The following is an 18,768-nucleotide window of genomic DNA, read 5'->3' as shown; positions in this document are numbered from 1 at the left end:
TTAGCAAACCCCAAGCGAAGGCTGGGGTCAGACCCCTCTACTGTTAGCGCAAGCCTCTGTGTTAGCGGTGTTGAGGGTCTGACCCCGAAGTTTCAGCCGCCGCAAACGCCGCCGCATCGCTCTCGAACATGTCTTCCAGTTCCTCGCGCGCCTGGCGCGTGAGGGACATGACTTTTTGCTGGTCCTGGAAGTGCGGCGCCACTTCCAGCAGGGTTTTCAGGTTATGCCGGCCAAAGATGCCGGCCGCGCGCTGCGCCCGCTCCGGGCTGAAACCCACCTGCTGCAAGGTCTGCTCGCCCAGCAGCAGCGCCGCGGCGAACGTCTCGCGTTCGATCAGGGTCACGCCCCGCTTCATCAATTCATAGTAATGCGTGACGTTGCGCGCGCGCGCCAGAATCGTCAGTTCGGGCAGGCGCAGGCGCACGGCGTCGACCAGGGCCAGGCTGTCATCCACATTGTCGATGGCGATCACCAGCGCCCTGGCCTTCTCGATGCCGGCCGCCACCAGCAGATCCACGCGCGTGGCGTCGCCATAGAACACCTTGAAGCCGAACTTGCGCAGCAGGTCGATCTGGTCCGGGTCGTGATCCAGCACCGTCACGCCGATTTTATTGGCCGCCAGCAGGCGGCCGATGATCTGGCCGAAGCGGCCGAAACCGGCGATGACGATGGGGTTGTCCTGCGCCTCGATATGGTCGTCGGGGCGGCGCTTCTTTTCGCTTTGCAGGCGCGGCGCGACGAATTTGTCGTGCGCCAGCAACAGCAAGGGCGTGGCCACCATCGACAGGGTCACCACCACGACCAGCAGCGCGGCCGTCTCCGGCGCAAACACGTGCGCCGCCTCGGCGGCGGCAAACACGACGAAGGCGAATTCGCCACCCTGCGACAGCAGCAGCGCAAAGAACAGCTGCTGGCCGCGGGGAATGTCGACAAACTTCGACAGCAGGTACAGCAAGGCGATCTTGACCGCCAGCAGCCCCGCCACCAGGGCCAGGATCAGCAGGGGCTGGGCGCGCAGCACGCCGAAATCGACGGACATGCCGACGGCGATGAAAAACAGGCCCAGCAGCAGTCCCTTGAACGGCTCCAGGTCGGAAATGAGTTCATGGCGGTATTCGGAATCGGCCAGCAGCACGCCCGCCATGAAGGTACCCAGCGCCATCGACAAGCCCACCGATTCCATCAGCACGCAAATGGCGATCACCAGCAGCAGGGCGAAGGCCGTGAAGATTTCGCGCAAGTCCGTCCTGGCGATGAAGCGCAGGATGGGGTTCACCAGGAAGCGCCCGCCGATCACCAGAGCGGCCAGCACGGCGGCCAGCTTGGCCACGCGCAGCCAGCCCGGCTCACCGCTATGCGTGACCAGGCCGCCCAGCAGCGGCACCAGCGCGATCATGGGAATGGCGGCGATATCCTGGAACAGCAAAATGGAAAAGCCCGCGGAACCGGCCGGCGTCGTCATCAGCTTGCGTTCGCCCAGGGTGGCCAGCACGATGGCCGTCGACGACAGCGACAGCCCCAGCGCGCCCACCAGCGCGGTGCGCCAGTCCACGCCAAAGGCCATGGCCACGGCGCACAAGCCCGCGCTGACGACACCCACCTGCGCCCCGCCCCAGCCGAAAATCGGGCGGCGCAGCAGCCACAATCGTTTGGGTTCCAGCTCCAGGCCGATCAGGAACAGCAGCAGCACCACGCCGAATTCGGAAAAGCTGAGGATCACCTCGACATTCTTGATCAGGCCCAGGCCCCAGGGACCGATAACGACGCCGGCCACCAGATAACCCAGCACGGCGCCCATGCCCAGGCGCTTGGCCAGCGGCACCATGATGATGGCGGCAACCAGGTAAAACAGTATGTTGATGAGAAAGCTGTGGTGTTCCATGCGGATTCCGGAAAAACGTGACTGGAATCGCAATCATGCCTGAAGTGGCGCGCCAGCGGGGTATCAGGGTTGCGGCGCATCGATACGTGCGCGTAGTTCGTCGACATTCACGCGCTGGAGGTAGCTTTCGATATTCTTCCACACGGCGTGGTAGCCGTAGCCGCCATTTTTCAGCTCGTCGATCGCTTTCTCGCGCGGCCAACCCTGGTACAGCATGCGGTACATGGCGGCCATCATGCCCGTGCGGTCGGCGCCGTGCAGGCAGTGCAGCAACACGGGACCGTGCTGTCCGGCGGCGCGGATGGCACGCATGGTGTCGATCACATGCCGGTCGCGGATGGCCCAGGTATTGATGGGAATACGGACGGCGCGGATGCCGCTGCCTTCCAGCACCTGCGTATCGGAGTGGAAGGAGCGCAGGCTGATCACCGTCTTCACGCCCAGCGCCTGCAGCTGGGCCACGTCGGCGCTGTCCAGCCTGGCGCTGCGGTACAGGACGGGCGTGACCTGGTGCAGGTTCGACACCTGCGGCAACGGTGTGGCCCAGTCCGGATGGCGTGGCGGCGATGGCTGCGCCCCGGCCGGCGCGGCGGCCAGCCCCAGGGCGAGCGTCAAAAGTACTGCATGCAACATCATGGCTTCCTTGTTATTGATGAATGGCGCCAGCGCGCTGCACCTGCGCCAGTACGTCCAGAGCGGCGCACGGACGGCCCAGGGCCAGCGCTTTCGCGCGCATCGATTGCAACTGTTCAGGATGATCGAGCAGCAGGCGCACGCGGTATTCCAGGGTGACGGCATCGAATGCCTTCAGGGCCACGCCCTGCTCCAGCAGATAGTCGGCATTGCGCTCTTCCTGCCCCGGAATCGGCGAGTTGACGATCATGGGCAAGCCCAGGGCCAGGCATTCCGAGGTAGTCAGCCCGCCCGGCTTGGTGATCACCAGGTCGGCGCACGCCATCAGGCGCTCGACTTCGCTGGTAAAGCCTTGCGCCAGCAGGCGGCCCGGATACTGGCCGGCCAGTGCCTGCAGCGCCGCCAGCGCGGCGGCGTTTTTCCCGGCCAGCACGATCAGCTGGAAGTCGCCCGGCAGCGCCAGCAGGCGCGCGGCGACCGTTTCAAGGCTGCCCAGTCCCGCCCCGCCGCCCATCAGCAAGACCGTCGTGCGCTGCGGGTCGAGGCCAAACGCCTGCGCGCACGAGACGCGGTCGGGCACCTGCGCAAACGCGGGCATGATGGGGATGCCCGTCACGTGGATGCGTTCGGCGGGGATGCCTTCGTGGCGCATGCGGAACGCCACTTCGTCGGTGGCGGCAAAATATCCCTGCATCTGTTCATGCACCCACATGCGGTGCAAGTCGAAATCCGTGACTTGCACCCAGACGGGGCAAGCCAGCTGCTGCTGGCGCAGCGCGCGCGACAGCAGTTCGGCCGGCAGGAAATGCGTGCAGATGATGGCGTCAGGCTGGAAGGCGGCGATCTGCGCCATCAGCGCACGCGTGTTGAGGCGCTCGACGCCACGGCGCAGGCGCTGCATCGTGCTGTCGCGCGGCGCATCGTGGGTGGCGTGATACAGATAGCCCCACAGCGCGGGGGCCTTGTTGACCAGCTTGATATAGAAATCCGTGTACAGCTTGCGAAATGCCGGCGTGACGAAGTCCATCACGTCGAGATGCAGGACCAGCGCCGCAGGGCCTGCGCCGCCATCGCGCGACGCATACGCCTCGATGGCTTGCGCCGCGCGCATGTGGCCGGCGCCGGCCGAGACGCTCAGGAGAAGAATTTTTTTTGTCATGAGCTAGCCAATCACGGGGACAGGCAGGGCCGACACTTTCCAGCTGCCTTTGAGCTTGCGCTCCATCAAAGCCGGCAAGGTGCTGGCGTCGGGCGCGCCTTTTTTGGTGAACTTCACCGGCACCAGCAGATAGATGGTGACCTTGTCATCGTCGGCAATGTCTTCTTCCTCGGGCGCCGGATTCCAGCGCTTGTCGATGGCCAGCAGCGCATCGACGCCGTCCGGCCAGGCCAGGTCCGCCAGATGCGGATCGTCGCGCCGCAGCAGCTCGCCCGCGGCCAGGCTGGCCTGATCGAGCGTGCGCCGTCCCAGGCGTGCCAGCAGCGCCACCGGAAAACGCCATGGGCTGTGTTCCATGAAGCCGTGTACGGTCAGCGGCCAGCGGGCCGGCAGGCAGATGGCCAGTTCGGTCATCGGCGATTGCTGGAACAGGCCGACCGTAAACAGCAGCTTGAAATCGCTCTTGCCATCGATGCAGCTGATCCCCAGCGAAAAGCGCGCGTCGCCGCTGTCCGGGCTGAACACGGCCGGCAGCACCCAGCCGGCGCTGTTGTGCATGAAGGTGCGGATCGATTCCTGCGGCGAGGCGGCCGCCTGCTGCGGCACGTCGAGTATGCTGACGCCGCCGGCGGCAGCGAGCAATTGGGCGATCGCGGGAAAGCCCCAGCCGGTGGCGATATCGACCGGCGCCTGGTTCCAGCGCGTATGCAGGCGGTTCGGATTGGCGCCCCGCTGCAGCAGCAACGCGACCACGTCCTGATGGCCGCCAACGCAGGCGCTGTCCAGCGGCGACAGGATATTGTCCGGCAGGCCATCGACGGCAGCGCCATGCTCGAGCAGCCATCGGCAGGTATCGAGATGGCCATGGCTTGCCGCCGCGTCCAGCGGCGTATGGTTGCGGTAACCGGGCAAGGGCAGATCGATGTCCATGCCCAGCGACACGAGCAGGGCGCAGACGTCGCGGCTGCCGCCGGCCGCGGCCAGATGCAGCAGCGACTCACCGTCATCCATGTTGTAGCGGCGCAAGGTCAACAGCAGCGGCGTGGCCTGGAGCAGGCTGCGCACCTGCTCCACCTGATTCTCGCCCACGGCGTCGCAAAGGCGAAAAAATGTCTCCCGGTGCTGGTTATACAGTGTGTTATTACCCATTCCTCGTCTCTGCTCGTGCTGGCGGCGCCAGCATCGAGCGGAGAATAGCATTTTCTTTCGATTAATCTGCGCGATTTGACAACTCCCGTGTGCGCCGTGCGGCGACGCGCGTATTGAGCGTTACAAATCCATGAAACTGACAGGCGCCACGTCGACGCGCATGACCGGATACAGGTTCAGCCGCTCATCCCACGACGCGTGGCGGCGGGCGAAAAACTCCAGGCGCGCGCGCGGACTCTTTGCAAACTCGGGCTCGTCGGCCAGCTTCTGCCGGAACTGCGCGGCCAGCGCCGGGTCGGCCGCCAGCTGCGCGCGCGCCACATCCTCGGCCACATAGTCCTCCATGTATTCCTTGCGCTCGAACGCCGTGTTGAAGCTGCCCCAGGCCAGCAGCGAGTCGGGCGCGCGCGGCTCGAGCAGCGCCACCACCAGGCGCGCCTTCGGCTGGTTGACGGGCACGTACAGCGCGCCGGCATCGACGAGGCGCTCCTCTTTCTGCCACTCGCCCTGTACCGCCGCCGTCTGGCGTCCCTCGAACGACTGCGCGCCAAACTTGACGGCAGTGGCGCGGAAGACTTCCACATTCTGCCGGGCGAAGATGCTGCGCATTTCCTTGTAGGCGATGCCGTGCTGGCGCAACTTGGCGCCCACCATGGCCGCCTGCGCGCGCGGCACCAGGTAACCGGCCTTCGGTGCGCCCAGCTGCAGGTCAGGCACGATCTCGTCGCGCAGCGGCACGTTCCAGATTTGCGGTGTCTTTTCGTCATAGCGCGTCATCAGGGCGCCCGATACCTCGGACGGCGTGCGCGTGTAGGCATAGCCGCGAAACGCGATCATGCGGCTTTTCTCCGTGGTCTTGTAGCTGAGGGGCAGCGTACTGCCGGCCAGCTGCGTCGCGCGCAGGTCCGCTTCCATGGCGCTCTGCCGCCATGCGGCGCCGTGCTGCGCCATCTGCGACAGCAGGGAAATGATGGTATTGCGCGTGATGCGCACGCGAGTCGGGTAGTCCTTCCACGAGTGGGTTTCCACCAGCACGCCGAAACGGTTACGTAACAGGAAATAGCCGTGCGAAAAGCGCGGGTTCGGCGTCGAATCGACAAAACCCGACTGCGGATTATCTTCTTCGGCAAACGACATGTAGAACGGCTTCGGATCGGAACCCAGCTTTGCCAGGTCGGCCAGCACGCCGTCGCGCAGCGCCGTTCCCGCCGCGCGCAAGGCCGCATCGCCCGCATGCACGGGTTCGACCTGGATCGAGATATCGGGTTCGAACTGCGCGCCGTCCGTCACGTGCAGGTCGACATACGCCAGCGGATCCCAGGCATTGACCAGCGCCAGCATGTGCTGCATCTCGGGAGAATCGGCCTTCATGTAGTCGCGGTTCAAATTGAAATTCTGCGCCGTGCTGCGCCAGCCCATTTCCTGCGGTCCCCGCTGGTTCGGACGGTTCCACGCACCGAAGCGCTCATGGCCATCGACATTAAACACGGGCACGAACAGCACCACCTGCTTGTCCAGCGCGCCGGCGGCCGCCTTGCCTTCCAATACTTCGCGCAGGGCCAGGAAACCCGCATCCTTGCCGTCGATTTCCCCCGCATGGATACCGCCCTGCACCAGCAGCACCGGTATCTTGCGCAGCCTGGCCGCGTCCGGCGTCAGCGCGCCCGTGTTGGAAACGGCCAGCGCCAGCATGGGGCGGTTTTCCGGCGTGCGGCCAAATTCAAAGCAGCGCACCTGTTTCGGATGGTGGTCTTCGAAGCGCCGGCACAAGGCTTCCACTTCCTCGTAGCGGCCCGTATTCCTGAAACCCGAGTACTCGGCCTCCGTCTTCAGGGAAAACAGCCGCATATCGCGTGCGGCGTGCGCGTTGACGGAAAACAGGGAAAACACGGCGGCGGACAGCAGGGCACGGCGTAGCATCGGACTAGCTCCATCAAGAGGGACAAGCGGGCAATTATAGAGTGGCGGTCAGGTAAAAACGCAGCGGCAAATAAAAAAGCCGGAACAGCGTCAGCTGCTCCGGCCTTGCTCTGGCAAGCGTGAGTTACGAGCCGAAGTGGTAGTTGAACTCGACCCACCCCTGGCGTCCCTGCGGGCTGAAACTGCCCACCGGGTAGTACGGCCAGCCTCCGCTCGTGTCGCGCTTGATCTTGTCGAAGACGTTGTTGACGATCAGCGACAAGGTGGCGCGGTCGTTGATGCGGTACACGGTGCTGATATTGGCCAGCGCCGTCGGCGTCAGATAGGCCGTGCTGGCGGCGTTCGGGATCTTGCCGTAGCGGCTGACCAGCAGAGTGTTCGACCAGTCGCCCGCGCTCCAGTTCACGCTCAGGTTCAGCTTGTCGGGCCAATCCATGTTCGTCAGCGATTTCGTCTCGTCGATCTCTTCGTCGCCGACGAATTGCTGCGACTTCTTGCTCAGCACCTTGGCGTAGTTGGCCTTGAAGGCGAAACGGCCATAGTCCGCCGTACGCAGCAGGTACTTCAGGCTCACGTCGATGCCGCTGCTGCTCTGCTTTGCCGCATTGATCGGATTGACGGTGATGGTCTTGATCTCGCCGGCGCGGTTCAGCGCATTCGCCGCGAAGCGCTCGACGCGGCCCAGGGTATCGACGCAGGTCGGCGAATTGATATCCGTCTTGCCCAGGCGGCAATCGGCTTCGTCGCGCAAGATCTTGTCGGAACTCAGGTTCGTCACGAGGTCATCGATCTTGATGTTCCAGTAGTCGACGGAGACGTCGAAGTTCGAGCTGGGCGACCAGACGGCGCCGACGCCAAACGACTTGCCTTTTTCCGACTGCAGATCCTTGCTGCCGTTCTGCACATAATCAGCGCCCGGCGACTTGTTGGCAAATTCGCAGCCTTCGATGGCCTGGCCGGCCGCGCCGCAGCGGTAGTAGTCGGTGGTGCTCGAGTAGTAACCGGTGCCGCGCGCCTTGTAGATGTAATTCATGTCCGGCGCGCGGAAGCTGGTAGCGTAATTGGCGCGGAACAGCAGCTCAGGCGCGGGACGCAGTTCCAGGCCGCCGTTGTAGGTGAACTTGCCCTCATGGCGGCCGGCAAAGCTGTAGCGGTCGTAACGGCCGGCCAGGGTACCGGTCAGCTTTTCATGCAGCGGCAGATTCAATTCCGCCCCCAGCGCATAGCGGGTACGCGTGCCGGCCGTGATATCGGATTTGGTGGCGACGTTGAAGTAACCGTCGTTCAGGCGCGCATCGGGCACATTGCTGAAGCCCTGCTTGCCCACTTCGGCGATGGTGGCGATCTTCGCCACGCCGGCGGGCAGCTGGAACAGGTCGCCATTCGTGGACAGGCTCAGGGTATTCGTCCAGGCCTTGTCGTCGCTGTCGGAATTGCCCGTGATGGTGTCGAATTCGGCCGCCGTCACACGGCGCGACAGGCGGGCAGGATCCGGTGCGTAGATCGGCACGCCGGCAGCGTCGGTGCCCAGTTTCGGTCCCAGGAAGAAGCTGTCGATATTGGCCAGCGCGCGCGGCGTGTGGCTTTCGCTCTTGTACACCGAGGCATTGTAGTTCGCTTCATACTGCCAGGATGACGTGCCGGGAATGCGGCCCTTGGCGCCCAGCGAGATGGCCGTGGCCAGATCGTCCCACTTGCGGTTGTAGCGCTCCACGCCGCCCATTTCCTCGGGCGATATGTAACGCGTCCACGCTTCGTAGCGATTCGTGTTCTGGTTGCGGAAATAGCTGCTGCCCGTCGATGACGACGTCCACGTCGGGCCGCGCGTGTTGTTCTCGGTCGAGTTCTTGCCGATCAAGATGTCGGCGAACAGGGTCGTTTCCGGCGACAGCTCATAGTTGGCGCTGCCGAACACGTTCTGGCTGCGGTTCTTGGTTTGCGTGGTCCAGTAAGTGGGGCCGACTTTCGGGCTGGCGCAATAGCTGCCGTTCTTCGCCTGGTACTTGACGACGCTGCCGCCGAACAGGTCGCCGAACTGGTTGCAGGTATCGCCCAGGTCCACGTAACTGCCGGAGGTGCCTGCCTGTACCACGCGGCGCGAGGCGATATTCGTCGGCGTGCCCGAACGGGTGGCCATGAAGTCGCGCTGCAGGCTCGACAGCGGATCGCGCTGGCTCAGCTCCAAGCTGAACAAGGTATGCAACTTGTCGAAATTGCCGCCGCCCGTCAGTTGCACGCGCTGGTTGCCGGCGCCGCCACGCGTGGTGCCGCCCGCCTTGACATTGATGTCGAAACCTTCCGTCTGCTTTTTCAGGATGACGTTGACCACGCCGGCGATCGCGTCGGAACCATAGATGGCCGAAGCGCCGCCGTTGAGGATCTCGATGCGGTCGACAATGCTCGACGGGATATTCGCCAGGTTGGTGAAGTTGACCGTGCCTTCGTAGGCGACGGGGAAGTCGGCCAGGCGGCGGCCGTTCAGCAGGATCAAGGTGTGGTTCGGACCCAGGCCGCGCAAGCTGATGGTATTGGCCGACGGCGTGAACGTATTGCCGAAGTCTTCGCCTTGCGTAAAGCCGCTGTTCTGTACCTGGTTGGTCAGCGCATCGAAGACGTTCTTGTACCCTTGCTTGGTGATTTCATCCCCCGTCAGGATGGTGACGGAAGACGGGCCTTCCAGGCTGGCGCGGGGAATCCGCGAACCGGTGACCACGACGGCTGGCGGGGTGGCCGCCGGCTGCTGATCCGCTGCGGGCGTTTGCGTTTGCGCGTGCACCTGCCATGCGGAACCGCCCAGGATAGCCAGTACGGCTACGGTGAGCGGTGGTAACTTGAATTGTATAGGCATCTTTGCGCTTCTCAAGGTTAGGGAGAAGGCGAAAGATATCAAAATGCCAGTAATTACAGAACGAATGGATTCATCTTTCTATATATCAAAATTGTTATATAGAAAGATTTATGAGCAGGAAAACGCCACGTGCCTTTTCTGGCACATGGCAGGAACGTGCGCCTTAACGGCGAATGATGGCAATTTCCTTGTAGGTCGGGCGCAGCAGGCGCGTGGCCGTGTCGGCCGGACTCTCGATTGAACCCAGCAGTCTGAGCGCGCCCGTGGCCGGCGTGCAGCTGCCACTGCTGCGGTAGCGCAGCGCCGCCGCCAGCATGCCTTCGGCCGCGTCGCCCAACTGGTGCTGGTAATCGTCCGCCACGTCGCAGGTCGGCGCCATGCCATCGGCAAAGTCGCCAAAGCCCTTGGCATTGACGCCCTGGAACTGCACGGCAAAATACGTGGTGCCGCAATTCGGCGCGGGAAAGAAACCGTAGGGCTTGCCGCACGTCGTGCCGCCGATCAGGTTGACCTGCACGTCCACGCCGCGCAAGCCGTTGATGATCGCTTCGCTGGCCGAACAGGTATTGCCGGTTGTCAGCAAGGTCACGCGCTTGAGACCCAGGGAAGGCAGTGGCGTTCCCTTGGCGAGGGGATTCGGGCCACCGAAGCCCTGGCTTTGCGCATGGAATGGCACGGGCGCTTCCGGCCGGGTCTTGTCATTGAAGAGCACCTGCTCGAAGGTCTTGCCGGTAGTAACTTGCGGGCCAGCAATCATGTAAGCGAGTTCACTGGCGACATCCAGATAACCGCCGCCGTTGTAGCGCACGTCGAGCACCAGGTCGCTGATGCCTGCCGCCTGAAAGCGGGTCATGGTCTCGACCAGCTGGCGTTCGGCCACATTGTTATGCGTATTGAAGGTCAGGTAGCCCACCTTGCCCGTGGGCGTGTCGATGATGCGCTCGTTCTGCACGGCGCTGGTGCTGACCTCCACCGCCTGCAGGCTCACGGAGATGGGCACCCCGTTGCGGCTGAACGCCAGCGTATGCGTGCCTTGCGCTGCAGGGAAGAGGCCCGCGTTGAGGATATCTACGCTGGCTGTGTCGGGGGCATTGACGAAATCGACGCCATCGACGGTTTGCAGCACGTCACCGCGCCGCAAGCCCGCCAGTGCCGCCGGCGAGCCTGGCTCGACAATAGTGACCACCGCCTTGCGCGGCGGCGTGGTGCGCGTCAGCGCCAGCAGCATGCCATAGCCCAGTTCCACGCCATTGAGCGAGGCTTCCCATTCCGCCGTCGTATACGTGAAATGGAACTGGTCCTTCGGCTTGCCGGATGCCGTCGTGGCCGTCGTTTTCAGCACATCGAAGTACGCCTTGGCCGTGGTGAAGCTTTGCGGCAGGTAGGTGGTCGGCACTTCGCGGTACCACAGATACGTTTCATCGATCCAGCTGCGCACCCACGTCTGTTCATTGAGCAAGGTGCCCGGCTTGTCGATGCTGCTGCCGCTGCGCGGCGCCTCGCAGCGGTTCGCCACTGTGGATGAAGCTACCAGCGCCGTCGGCCCCGTCGGCCCGGTTGGAGTCAAGGGCGGGACGACGGGCGCGCCGTCGCTGCCGCCTCCGCCTCCGCCGCAGGCACTCAACACGAATACGAAGGACACAGCGAGGGAACGACGGCGCAGGGAATGCATGACAAACTTTCCGAAAAGAAATTATCTAAAAATTATAATGCGTTTTCCCGGCAGGCGTTGTTTTCTTTGACACAAAAAAATGGCGCCCGCAGGCGCCATTGCTACAACGTGGAGTTCACCCCATCACGCCACGGTGGCCGCCACGGGCGCAGCCACGACGGGCGGCAGCGGCGTCGGCGCATTGAAGGCGATCAGCAAACTGGCTTCCTTCTCTTTCGCCGCCTTCAAATGACGCTCCTTCACATGGCCATAGCCGCGAATGTCTTCCGGAATGCTGGCAATCGCCACTGCTTGCGCCAGCTTGGCCGTCGTCAGTTTCGGCAGCAAGCCGCCTACCGTCGCGCGGTACTCAAGAATCAGCGCGCGCTCCATCTTGCGCTCGGCCGTATGGCCGAACACGTCGAAGGCCGTGCCACGCAAGCCCTTGAACTTGGCCAGCACGCCAAACGCCTTCATCATCCACGGGCCGAATTCCTTCTTCACCAGATGGCCCTGAGCGTCCGTCTTGGCCATGATCGGCGGCGCCAAGTGGAACTTGAGCTTGATGTCGCCTTCGAACATGGCGGCGATCTTCGCCTGGAAGGCGCCGTCCGTGTACAGCCGCGCCACTTCATACTCGTCCTTGTAGGCCATCAGCTTGTAGAAGTAGCGGGCCACGGCTTCCGTCAGGCGCAGCTGCGGGCCATTCAGGGCACTTTCGGCGGCGCGCACCTGGCCGACGAAGTCCAGGTACTGCTGCGCATACGCGCGGTCCTGATAGGCCGTCAGCAGGGCCACCCGTTTTTCGATGATGTCGTCGAGCGTATCGATGCGCTTGAATTCCACCACCTTGGCTGGCGTTGTCATGCGTACCAGGCTGGCCGCATCGTGGGCGCCGGCGCGGCCCCAGTTGAAGGCGGCCTTGTTGAACGCCACCGAGACGTTGTTCAAGTCGATGGCCTTCATGATGGACGCTTCGCTCAATGGCACTTTGCCCTTTTGCCAGGCATAGCCCAGCATGAACATATTCGTCGCAATCGAGTCGCCCATCAGCGCCGTGGCGATCTGGCCCGCGTCGATGAAGTCCACATGGTCGCTGCCGCACGCTTTTTCGATTTCCATGCGCGCGGAAGCGCCGGGGAATTGCCAGTCAGGGTTCTTCACGAAGGCAGCCGTCGACGAACTGGTCGAGTTGATCATGGCCCAGCTGCGTCCTTCACCCATGCGCGACAGGGCGTCGCGGCTGGCCGTGACGATCAGGTCGCAGCCGATGACGAGATCGGCCGCACCGGTGCCGACGCGCGTCGAGTGGATATCTTCCTGGCGGTCCGCCAGGCGCACGTGCGACATGACAGGGCCGCCCTTTTGCGCCAGGCCGCTCATGTCCAGCACGGAACAGCCCTTGCCTTCCACGTGGGCCGCCATGGCCAGGATCTGGCCGACGGTGACGACACCCGTGCCGCCGATGCCGGTGACCAGAATGCCGAACGGCTCGGCCGTCGATGGTATCTGCGGCGTCGGCAAGGCCGGTACTGCTGGCGCATCCTTGTCGGCGGCAGCCGCTTTTTTCGGCTTTTTCAGGCCGCCGCCTTCCACCGTCACGAAGCTGGGGCAGAAGCCCGTCGTGCACGAGAAATCCTTGTTGCAGGACGACTGGTTGATCTGGCGCTTGCGCCCCAGTTCCGTTTCCAGCGGCTCCACCGACAGGCAGTTCGATTGCACGGAACAGTCGCCGCAGCCTTCGCAGACGGCTTCGTTGATGACGGCGCGCTTGGCCGGGTCCGGGTATTCGTTGCGTTTGCGGCGGCGGCGTTTTTCCGAGGCGCAGGTCTGGTCGTAGATCATGGCCGACACGCCGGGCATGTCGCGCAGTTCGCGCTGCACGTCCATCAGTTCCGAACGGTGGCGCACGGTGACGCCTTCGGCCCAGGCGTAATCGTCCGGGTATTTTTCCGGTTCGTCCGTGACGACGATGATCGGGCCCACGCCTTCGGCGGCGATCTGGCGCGAAATGATGGCCGGAGACAATGGTCCGTCGAATTCCTGGCCGCCCGTCATGGCCACCGCATCGTTGAACAGAATCTTGTAGGTGATGTTCACCTTGGCCGAGACGGCCGCGCGGATGGCCAGGATGCCCGAGTGGAAATACGTGCCGTCGCCGAGGTTGGTAAACACGTGCTTTTCATTCGTGAACGGCGCCTGCCCCACCCACGTGACGCCTTCGGCGCCCATATGGGTAAATGTCGACGTTTCGCGGTCCATCCACAGCACCATGTAATGGCAGCCGATGCCGGCCAGCGCGCGCGAGCCTTCCGGCACCTTGGTCGAGCTGTTGTGCGGGCAGCCCGAGCAGAAGAACGGCGTGCGGTCCTTCTGCGGATCGGGTTTGACGCTGATGGCTTTCAGCACATTCTCTTTGGCTTCCAGGTAGGCGATGCGCTCCTTCACGCGCTGCTCGACCGGGTGGCCCGCGTAATAGCGCGAAATGCGGCTGGCAATCGCGCGCGCGATCATGGCCGGGTTCAGCTCATACGTGGCCGGCAGCAGCCAGTCGCCGTGGCCCGTGCCCTTCTGGTTGCTCCATTCGCCCGTGTCGTCGAACTTGCCGACCACGCGCGGACGCTCGCCGTCTTTGAGGTTGTAGAGTTCTTCCTTCAGCGCGTATTCGAGGATCTGGCGCTTTTCTTCCACCACGAGGATTTCATCGAGGCCCTTGGCGAATTCGTGCACGCCGTCCGCTTCCAGCGGCCACGTCATGCCGATCTTGTACAGGCGGATGCCGATGTCGGACGCCGTCTGCTCATCGATGCCGAGGTCGGCCAGCGCCTGGCGCGTATCGAGATAGGATTTGCCGGCCGTGATGATGCCGATGCGCGCCTTTGGGCTGTCCCAGATGATTTTATTGAGCTTGTTGGCACGCGCATACGCCAGCGCCGCATACCACTTGTAGCTGTTCATGCGCACTTCCTGCTCCAGCACCGTGTCGGGCCAGCGGATGTTCAGGCCACCGGCCGGCATCTCGAAGTCGGTCGGCAGGGTGATCTGCACGCGGTCCGGGTCGAAGTCGACGGCGGCGCCCGACTCGATGATGTCGGTCACGCATTTCATCGACACCCACAGACCCGTGTAGCGGCTCATGGCCCAGGCGTGCAAGCCATAGTCGATGTATTCCTGCACCGACGACGGATACAGCACGGGGATGCCGCAAGCGTTCAGGATATGGTCGGACTGGTGCGCCGTCGACGAGGATTTTGCCGCATGGTCGTCGCCGGCCAGCACCAGCACGCCGCCATGCTTGGCGGAACCGGCGTTATTCGCGTGCTTGAACACGTCGCCGCAACGGTCGACGCCGGGGCCCTTGCCGTACCACATGCCGAACACGCCATCGTATTTCGCGTCTTCGAACAGATTCGTTTGCTGCGTGCCCCAGACGGCCGTGGCGGCCAGGTCTTCATTCAGGCCCGGGTGGAATTTGACGTGGTGCTCATCGAGGTATTTCTTGGCCTTGATCGCCGTCATGTCGACGGACGTCACAGGCGAACCGCGGTAACCGGTGATGTAGCCGGCCGTATTCAGGCCAGCCTTCAGGTCGCGCTCGCGCTGCAGCATGGGCAGGCGGATCAGCGCTTGCGTGCCCGTCATGAAGGCGCGGCCACGCTCCAAGGTGTATTTGTCGTTCAGGGAAATTTCAGACGCGTGCGCGCCCGGCTCAAGACTCGAGCCCTTGATTGGTGCATTCATTACTTGTCTCCATTATTCTCTGTGCTACGCGTGCAAAGTCGGTTGAACTCACACGTACCGGCCGCGCTTTGTGAGCATGCCGGTGCGGAAAAATGACTTGTTTGTCGTAGACTACCACAGGAATGCGCGCAGTTCTTTGCTGCGCTGCACTCCCGGGCCGGTACTCTTTTTACTACTATTTGTTACAAAGCAACATTACGCCGCGTTCGTATCTTTCAGCACGCCGCGCTTGATCTGGTCCAGCTCGATCGATTCGAACAGGGCGCGGAAATTGCCTTCGCCGAAGCCCTGGTCGCCCTTGCGCTGGATGATCTCGAAGAAGATCGGGCCGATCACCGTCTGCGTGAAGATTTGCAGCAGCAGTTCGCGTTCGTTTTCCGTGCTGTGGCCATCGATCAGGATGCGCAGGCGACGCAGTTCTTCCAGCTGCTCGCCGTGGTTCGGCAGGCGGCGGTTGACCAGTTCATAGTAAGTTTCAATCGTGTCCTGGAAATCGATACCCGTATCGCGCATGCCTTGCACGGAGCCGTAGATATCATCGGTGCCCAGCGCGATATGCTGAATGCCTTCGCCATGGTACTGGTCCAGGTATTCGGCGATCTGCGACTTGTCGTCCGACGATTCGTTGATCGGGATGCGGATCTTGCCGCATGGCGAAGTCATGGCTTTCGACTTCAGGCCCGTATGCTTGCCTTCGATATCGAAGTAGCGCACTTCGCGGAAGTTGAACAGGTTTTCATAGAAACCGGCCCATTCCTTCATGCGGCCACGGTGCACATTGTGCGTCAGGTGGTCGATATAGGTCAGGCCATGGCCGACCGGGTTGGCGACGGCGCCGGGAATGGCGACGAAGTCGACGTCATAGATGCTGATGTCGCCGATGCCGCCTGGTGCGGCCGCGTCCGGCTTGTCGGCGCCCTTGCCGCGCCAGCGGTCGACGAAGTACAGCAGCGAATCGCCCACGCCCTTGATGGCGGGGATATTCAGCTCCATCGGACCTGTTTTGTTATCGAAACCCCAGGCGCCCAGTTCCAGCGCGCGGCGGTACACGAAGGCCGCGTCGTCGACGCGGATGGCGATGGCGCACACGGACGGGCCGTGATGGCGGGCAAAACGCTGCGCGAACGAATCTTGTTCGGCATTGATGATGAAATTGATGTCGCCCTGACGGTACAGGGTCACATCCTTGTGGCGGTGGCGCGCGATGGCCGTGAAGCCCATGTTCTCGAACAGCTTGCCCAATGCTTTTGGGTCTGGTGCTGCATACTCGACGAACTCGAAACCATCGGTACCCATCGGGTTATCCCAAGGCTGAAATTGCATGATGTCTCCTCCAAGAAGTAGCGCACAGTATAGGCGCGGTCTGTGGGCATTAAATGCCAAAGATCTCCCGAACAATCATGATTTGCGCAATAATATTGCGTGAAACAAGAACCACCGGAGGAAGCATGAGCAAAATTACGCTGGATAAAACGGATCGCAAGATCCTCGCCGTCCTGCAGGCCGATGGCCGCCTGTCGAACCAGGACGTGGCCGAGCAGGTCAGCCTGTCGCCGTCGCCATGCTTGCGCCGCGTCAAACGGCTGGAAGAAGCGGGCGTGATCCGCCAGTACGTGGCCCTGCTGGACCCGGAAAAGATCGGCCTGGGGCTATTGGCCTACGTGAACGTGCGGCTGGAAAAGCACAGCGATGCCACCGCGCACAGCACGGCGCGCGTGCTGGCGCCCAACTTGGTGACGAACACGTCGCCGCGCGCCGACTTCGCCGTGGCCGTGGCGCAATGGCCGGAAGTGGTGGCCTGCTATGCGATGACGGGTGAGATGGATTACCTGCTGCGCGTGCACGTGGAAGACATGGAGCACTTTTCGCGCTTCATGATGGCGACGCTGCTGCGCCACCCGGCCGTGCTGGATGTGAAATCAAGCTTTGCCTTGCAGCGCATCAAGGATACGACGGCCCTGCCCTTATTGTGATGGCGGCCCGGGCTTCTTCTTACGCCCCGGCAAGCGATCCCACAGTTTGAACGCGGCGCGCGCGTTGGCCTTGAACGTGTAGTCGAACATGGCGAACTGTTCCTGCACGGCTTCCTGCAGCATGCTGGTCGGGTTTGGCGGCAACAGTTTCAGGTATGCATCGGCTTCGCCATAGTCGCGCTGGATTTCCATGCCCGCCTTCTTGGCGATATGCATCATCGTCTTGTTGGACGACAAACAATGCATGTACAGGGTATCGACATCGTTGTTGCGGCAGTGAATCGCCGCCCGCTCGAACAGCTTTGAACCGACCCCCATGCCGCGCATGGATTTCGACACGGACACGCCAAACTCGGCCACCTGTTCCTTGTCCGTGACGACACTTTTCGCCGGCGACTTGTCCTTCGGCGCGAACGCCAGATGCCCCACCCCCACCAGTTTGAACAGGCTGTTGTAGACGCCGTAGATCATGTCGCGCGAGAAATCCATCTTCTGCACGTACTGAGCCACCAATTCATCGGGCAAGGCGCTGCCGAAGCGCAGCAGCCGGTCGCTTTTCTCGAGCGACAGGAAATGCTTCATCATGCGGCGCCGGTCGCGCTCATGCAACTGCTTGACGAGCACGGTCGGACGCCCTCCGCCGCTACGGCTGAGCCAGCGGCGAAACGGGTTTTGAAACAGCTTGGGTAAGGTCATGGCAGTTCCCGGCTGCTGATCACGTTCGTGACGGCCTCGACCCGCGCAGCATGGATGACGGCCGGAATGCGCTTCGGTTCCTGTGCGCACGCTTGCGCCAGCGCGCCCGCATCCACGCCGCGCACGGCCAACAGCATGGCTTGCAGCCAGGCGGACTGTGGAAACACGGGATCCCGTGCATGCACATCGCATGCGATGGCGTCCAGCATCTGCACGAAACGCTGCGGCTTGCGCAGTCCGTCACAGCGCTCGCACAAGCTCACCAGTTCCTCGGCGCTCAACGCCAGCGCGCCAGCGACCGCCGCCTGCTCGCGCGCCGCCATCACCGCCAGCTCGCGGCAGTCGTTGGGCACGCGCAGGCGCTCGCTCAGCGCATTGATCTGCGCCAACGGCACAGCCAGCATCAGTACGGCGAAGCGCACGGGCAAGTCATGACCTTGCGCAGCGGCATGGTCGATCACGTGCATCAAGCGTTCGCTCAGCGCGATTTCCCCCATGATGCGCGCCAGGGCACCGCACTCGTGCAGCACCGCCAGCATGCGCGAAGGATGGCTTTCCATCAGCCCCTTGGCCACTTCCTGCCACACGCGCTCGGCCACGAGGGCGTCGACTTCGCCGTCGGCCACCATGCGGCGCATCAGCTCCATGGTGGCGGGTGCGACAGTGAAAGTATGAAAACGGGCGGCAAAGCGGGCCAGGCGCAAGATGCGCACGGGGTCTTCGCCAAACGCGTCGGAGACGTGGCGGAAGATTTTGTTGCGAATATCCTCGATGCCGCCGAACGGGTCGGTCAAGGTCCCGTCTCCGGCTTGCGCGATGGCGTTGATGGTGAGATCACGCCGCACCAGGTCGTCTTCCAGCGTGACGTCGGGCGCCGTGTGGAAGACGAAGCCCCGGTAGCCGGGCGCCGTCTTGCGTTCCGTGCGGGCCAGGGCGTATTCTTCCTGCGTCTTCGGGTGCAGGAAGACGGGGAAATCCTTGCCGACGGGGCGGAAGCCCTGGCGCAGCATGTCTTCCGGCGTGGCGCCCACGACGACGTGGTCGTGGTCTTTCACGGGCAAGCCCAGCAGTTGGTCGCGCACCGCGCCACCGACCGTGTATATCTTCATAACACTC

12 protein-coding genes are annotated in these 18,768 nt (G+C 63.0%); 1 reads left to right on the top strand and 11 read right to left on the bottom strand.

Annotated features, from left to right (window positions below; translation table 11 throughout):
* Positions 1-61 precede the first annotated feature (61 nt).
* From kefC to hppD, 9 genes are all read right to left on the bottom strand, one after another.
* Positions 62-1,882, bottom strand: a complete 1,821-nt coding sequence (kefC, locus tag O3297_RS26040) for a glutathione-regulated potassium-efflux system protein KefC (RefSeq protein WP_305050828.1) — start codon at positions 1,880-1,882, stop codon at positions 62-64.
* A 63-nt stretch (positions 1,883-1,945) separates the two neighbouring features.
* Positions 1,946-2,518, bottom strand: a complete 573-nt coding sequence (locus O3297_RS26035; RefSeq protein ID WP_244517505.1) for a dual specificity protein phosphatase family protein — start codon at positions 2,516-2,518, stop codon at positions 1,946-1,948.
* Positions 2,519-2,528: 10 nt separating this feature from the next.
* A complete protein-coding gene (locus O3297_RS26030; RefSeq protein WP_305050826.1) occupies positions 2,529-3,674 on the bottom strand; it encodes a glycosyltransferase in 1,146 nt (381 codons plus the stop codon).
* 3 nt (positions 3,675-3,677) lie between these two features.
* On the bottom strand, positions 3,678-4,823 hold the full coding sequence (locus O3297_RS26025; protein ID WP_070280047.1) for an ankyrin repeat domain-containing protein: 1,146 nt from the start codon (positions 4,821-4,823) through the stop codon (positions 3,678-3,680).
* A 120-nt stretch (positions 4,824-4,943) separates the two neighbouring features.
* A complete protein-coding gene (locus O3297_RS26020) occupies positions 4,944-6,743 on the bottom strand; it encodes a M14 family metallopeptidase (RefSeq protein WP_305050824.1) in 1,800 nt (599 codons plus the stop codon).
* Positions 6,744-6,867: 124 nt separating this feature from the next.
* Positions 6,868-9,591, bottom strand: a complete 2,724-nt coding sequence (locus O3297_RS26015) for a TonB-dependent siderophore receptor (RefSeq protein ID WP_305050823.1) — start codon at positions 9,589-9,591, stop codon at positions 6,868-6,870.
* 163 nt (positions 9,592-9,754) lie between these two features.
* Complete coding sequence (locus O3297_RS26010) at positions 9,755-11,263, bottom strand: S41 family peptidase (RefSeq protein WP_305050822.1); 1,509 nt, start codon at positions 11,261-11,263, stop codon at positions 9,755-9,757.
* Positions 11,264-11,386: 123 nt separating this feature from the next.
* Entirely contained in the window at positions 11,387-14,983 is a 3,597-nt protein-coding gene (locus tag O3297_RS26005) for an indolepyruvate ferredoxin oxidoreductase family protein (RefSeq protein WP_305050821.1), read from the bottom strand.
* A gap of 195 nt (positions 14,984-15,178) precedes the next feature.
* Positions 15,179-16,306 (bottom strand): 4-hydroxyphenylpyruvate dioxygenase, encoded by a 1,128-nt coding sequence (gene hppD, locus O3297_RS26000; protein ID WP_034783523.1) that lies wholly within the window; start codon positions 16,304-16,306, stop codon positions 15,179-15,181.
* Between the two features lie 125 nt (positions 16,307-16,431).
* Here hppD and O3297_RS25995 point away from each other — a divergent pair, with 125 nt between their 5' ends.
* On the top strand, positions 16,432-16,956 hold the full coding sequence (locus O3297_RS25995; protein ID WP_034753092.1) for an Lrp/AsnC family transcriptional regulator: 525 nt from the start codon (positions 16,432-16,434) through the stop codon (positions 16,954-16,956).
* Here O3297_RS25995 and O3297_RS25990 read toward each other — a convergent pair.
* The gene (locus O3297_RS25990; protein ID WP_305050819.1) at positions 16,948-17,652 is read right to left on the bottom strand and encodes a GNAT family N-acetyltransferase; all 705 of its coding nucleotides are present in this window, start codon (positions 17,650-17,652) and stop codon (positions 16,948-16,950) included. The genes O3297_RS25995 and O3297_RS25990 overlap by 9 nt on opposite strands.
* Positions 17,649-18,761: a multifunctional CCA tRNA nucleotidyl transferase/2'3'-cyclic phosphodiesterase/2'nucleotidase/phosphatase gene (locus O3297_RS25985; RefSeq protein WP_305050818.1), complete on the bottom strand. Its 1,113-nt coding sequence runs from the start codon at positions 18,759-18,761 to the stop codon at positions 17,649-17,651. The genes O3297_RS25990 and O3297_RS25985 overlap by 4 nt, the downstream gene beginning before the upstream one ends.
* Positions 18,762-18,768: the final 7 nt, after the last annotated feature.

This window comes from Janthinobacterium sp. SUN128 (assembly GCF_030587275.1).
Lineage (GTDB): Bacteria > Pseudomonadota > Gammaproteobacteria > Burkholderiales > Burkholderiaceae_D > Janthinobacterium > Janthinobacterium lividum.
The sequence above is the reverse complement of the archived record's forward strand: the minus strand, read 5'-3'. Positions and strand labels throughout refer to the sequence as shown.

What these genes read in the sequence shown, in the direction of transcription:
- kefC (WP_305050828.1), bottom strand. Translation starts at nt 1,882, where the DNA reads ATGGAACACCACAGCTTTCTCATCAACATACTGTTTTACCTGGTTGCC.
- O3297_RS26035 (WP_244517505.1), bottom strand. Translation starts at nt 2,518, where the DNA reads ATGATGTTGCATGCAGTACTTTTGACGCTCGCCCTGGGGCTGGCCGCC.
- O3297_RS26015 (WP_305050823.1), bottom strand. Translation starts at nt 9,591, where the DNA reads ATGCCTATACAATTCAAGTTACCACCGCTCACCGTAGCCGTACTGGCT.
- hppD (WP_034783523.1), bottom strand. Translation starts at nt 16,306, where the DNA reads ATGCAATTTCAGCCTTGGGATAACCCGATGGGTACCGATGGTTTCGAG.
- O3297_RS25985 (WP_305050818.1), bottom strand. Translation starts at nt 18,761, where the DNA reads ATGAAGATATACACGGTCGGTGGCGCGGTGCGCGACCAACTGCTGGGC.
- O3297_RS25995 (WP_034753092.1), top strand. Translation starts at nt 16,432, where the DNA reads ATGAGCAAAATTACGCTGGATAAAACGGATCGCAAGATCCTCGCCGTC.
- O3297_RS26025 (WP_070280047.1), bottom strand. Translation starts at nt 4,823, where the DNA reads ATGGGTAATAACACACTGTATAACCAGCACCGGGAGACATTTTTTCGC.
- O3297_RS26030 (WP_305050826.1), bottom strand. Translation starts at nt 3,674, where the DNA reads ATGACAAAAAAAATTCTTCTCCTGAGCGTCTCGGCCGGCGCCGGCCAC.
- O3297_RS25990 (WP_305050819.1), bottom strand. Translation starts at nt 17,652, where the DNA reads ATGACCTTACCCAAGCTGTTTCAAAACCCGTTTCGCCGCTGGCTCAGC.
- O3297_RS26010 (WP_305050822.1), bottom strand. Translation starts at nt 11,263, where the DNA reads ATGCATTCCCTGCGCCGTCGTTCCCTCGCTGTGTCCTTCGTATTCGTG.
- O3297_RS26005 (WP_305050821.1), bottom strand. Translation starts at nt 14,983, where the DNA reads ATGAATGCACCAATCAAGGGCTCGAGTCTTGAGCCGGGCGCGCACGCG.
- O3297_RS26020 (WP_305050824.1), bottom strand. Translation starts at nt 6,743, where the DNA reads ATGCTACGCCGTGCCCTGCTGTCCGCCGCCGTGTTTTCCCTGTTTTCC.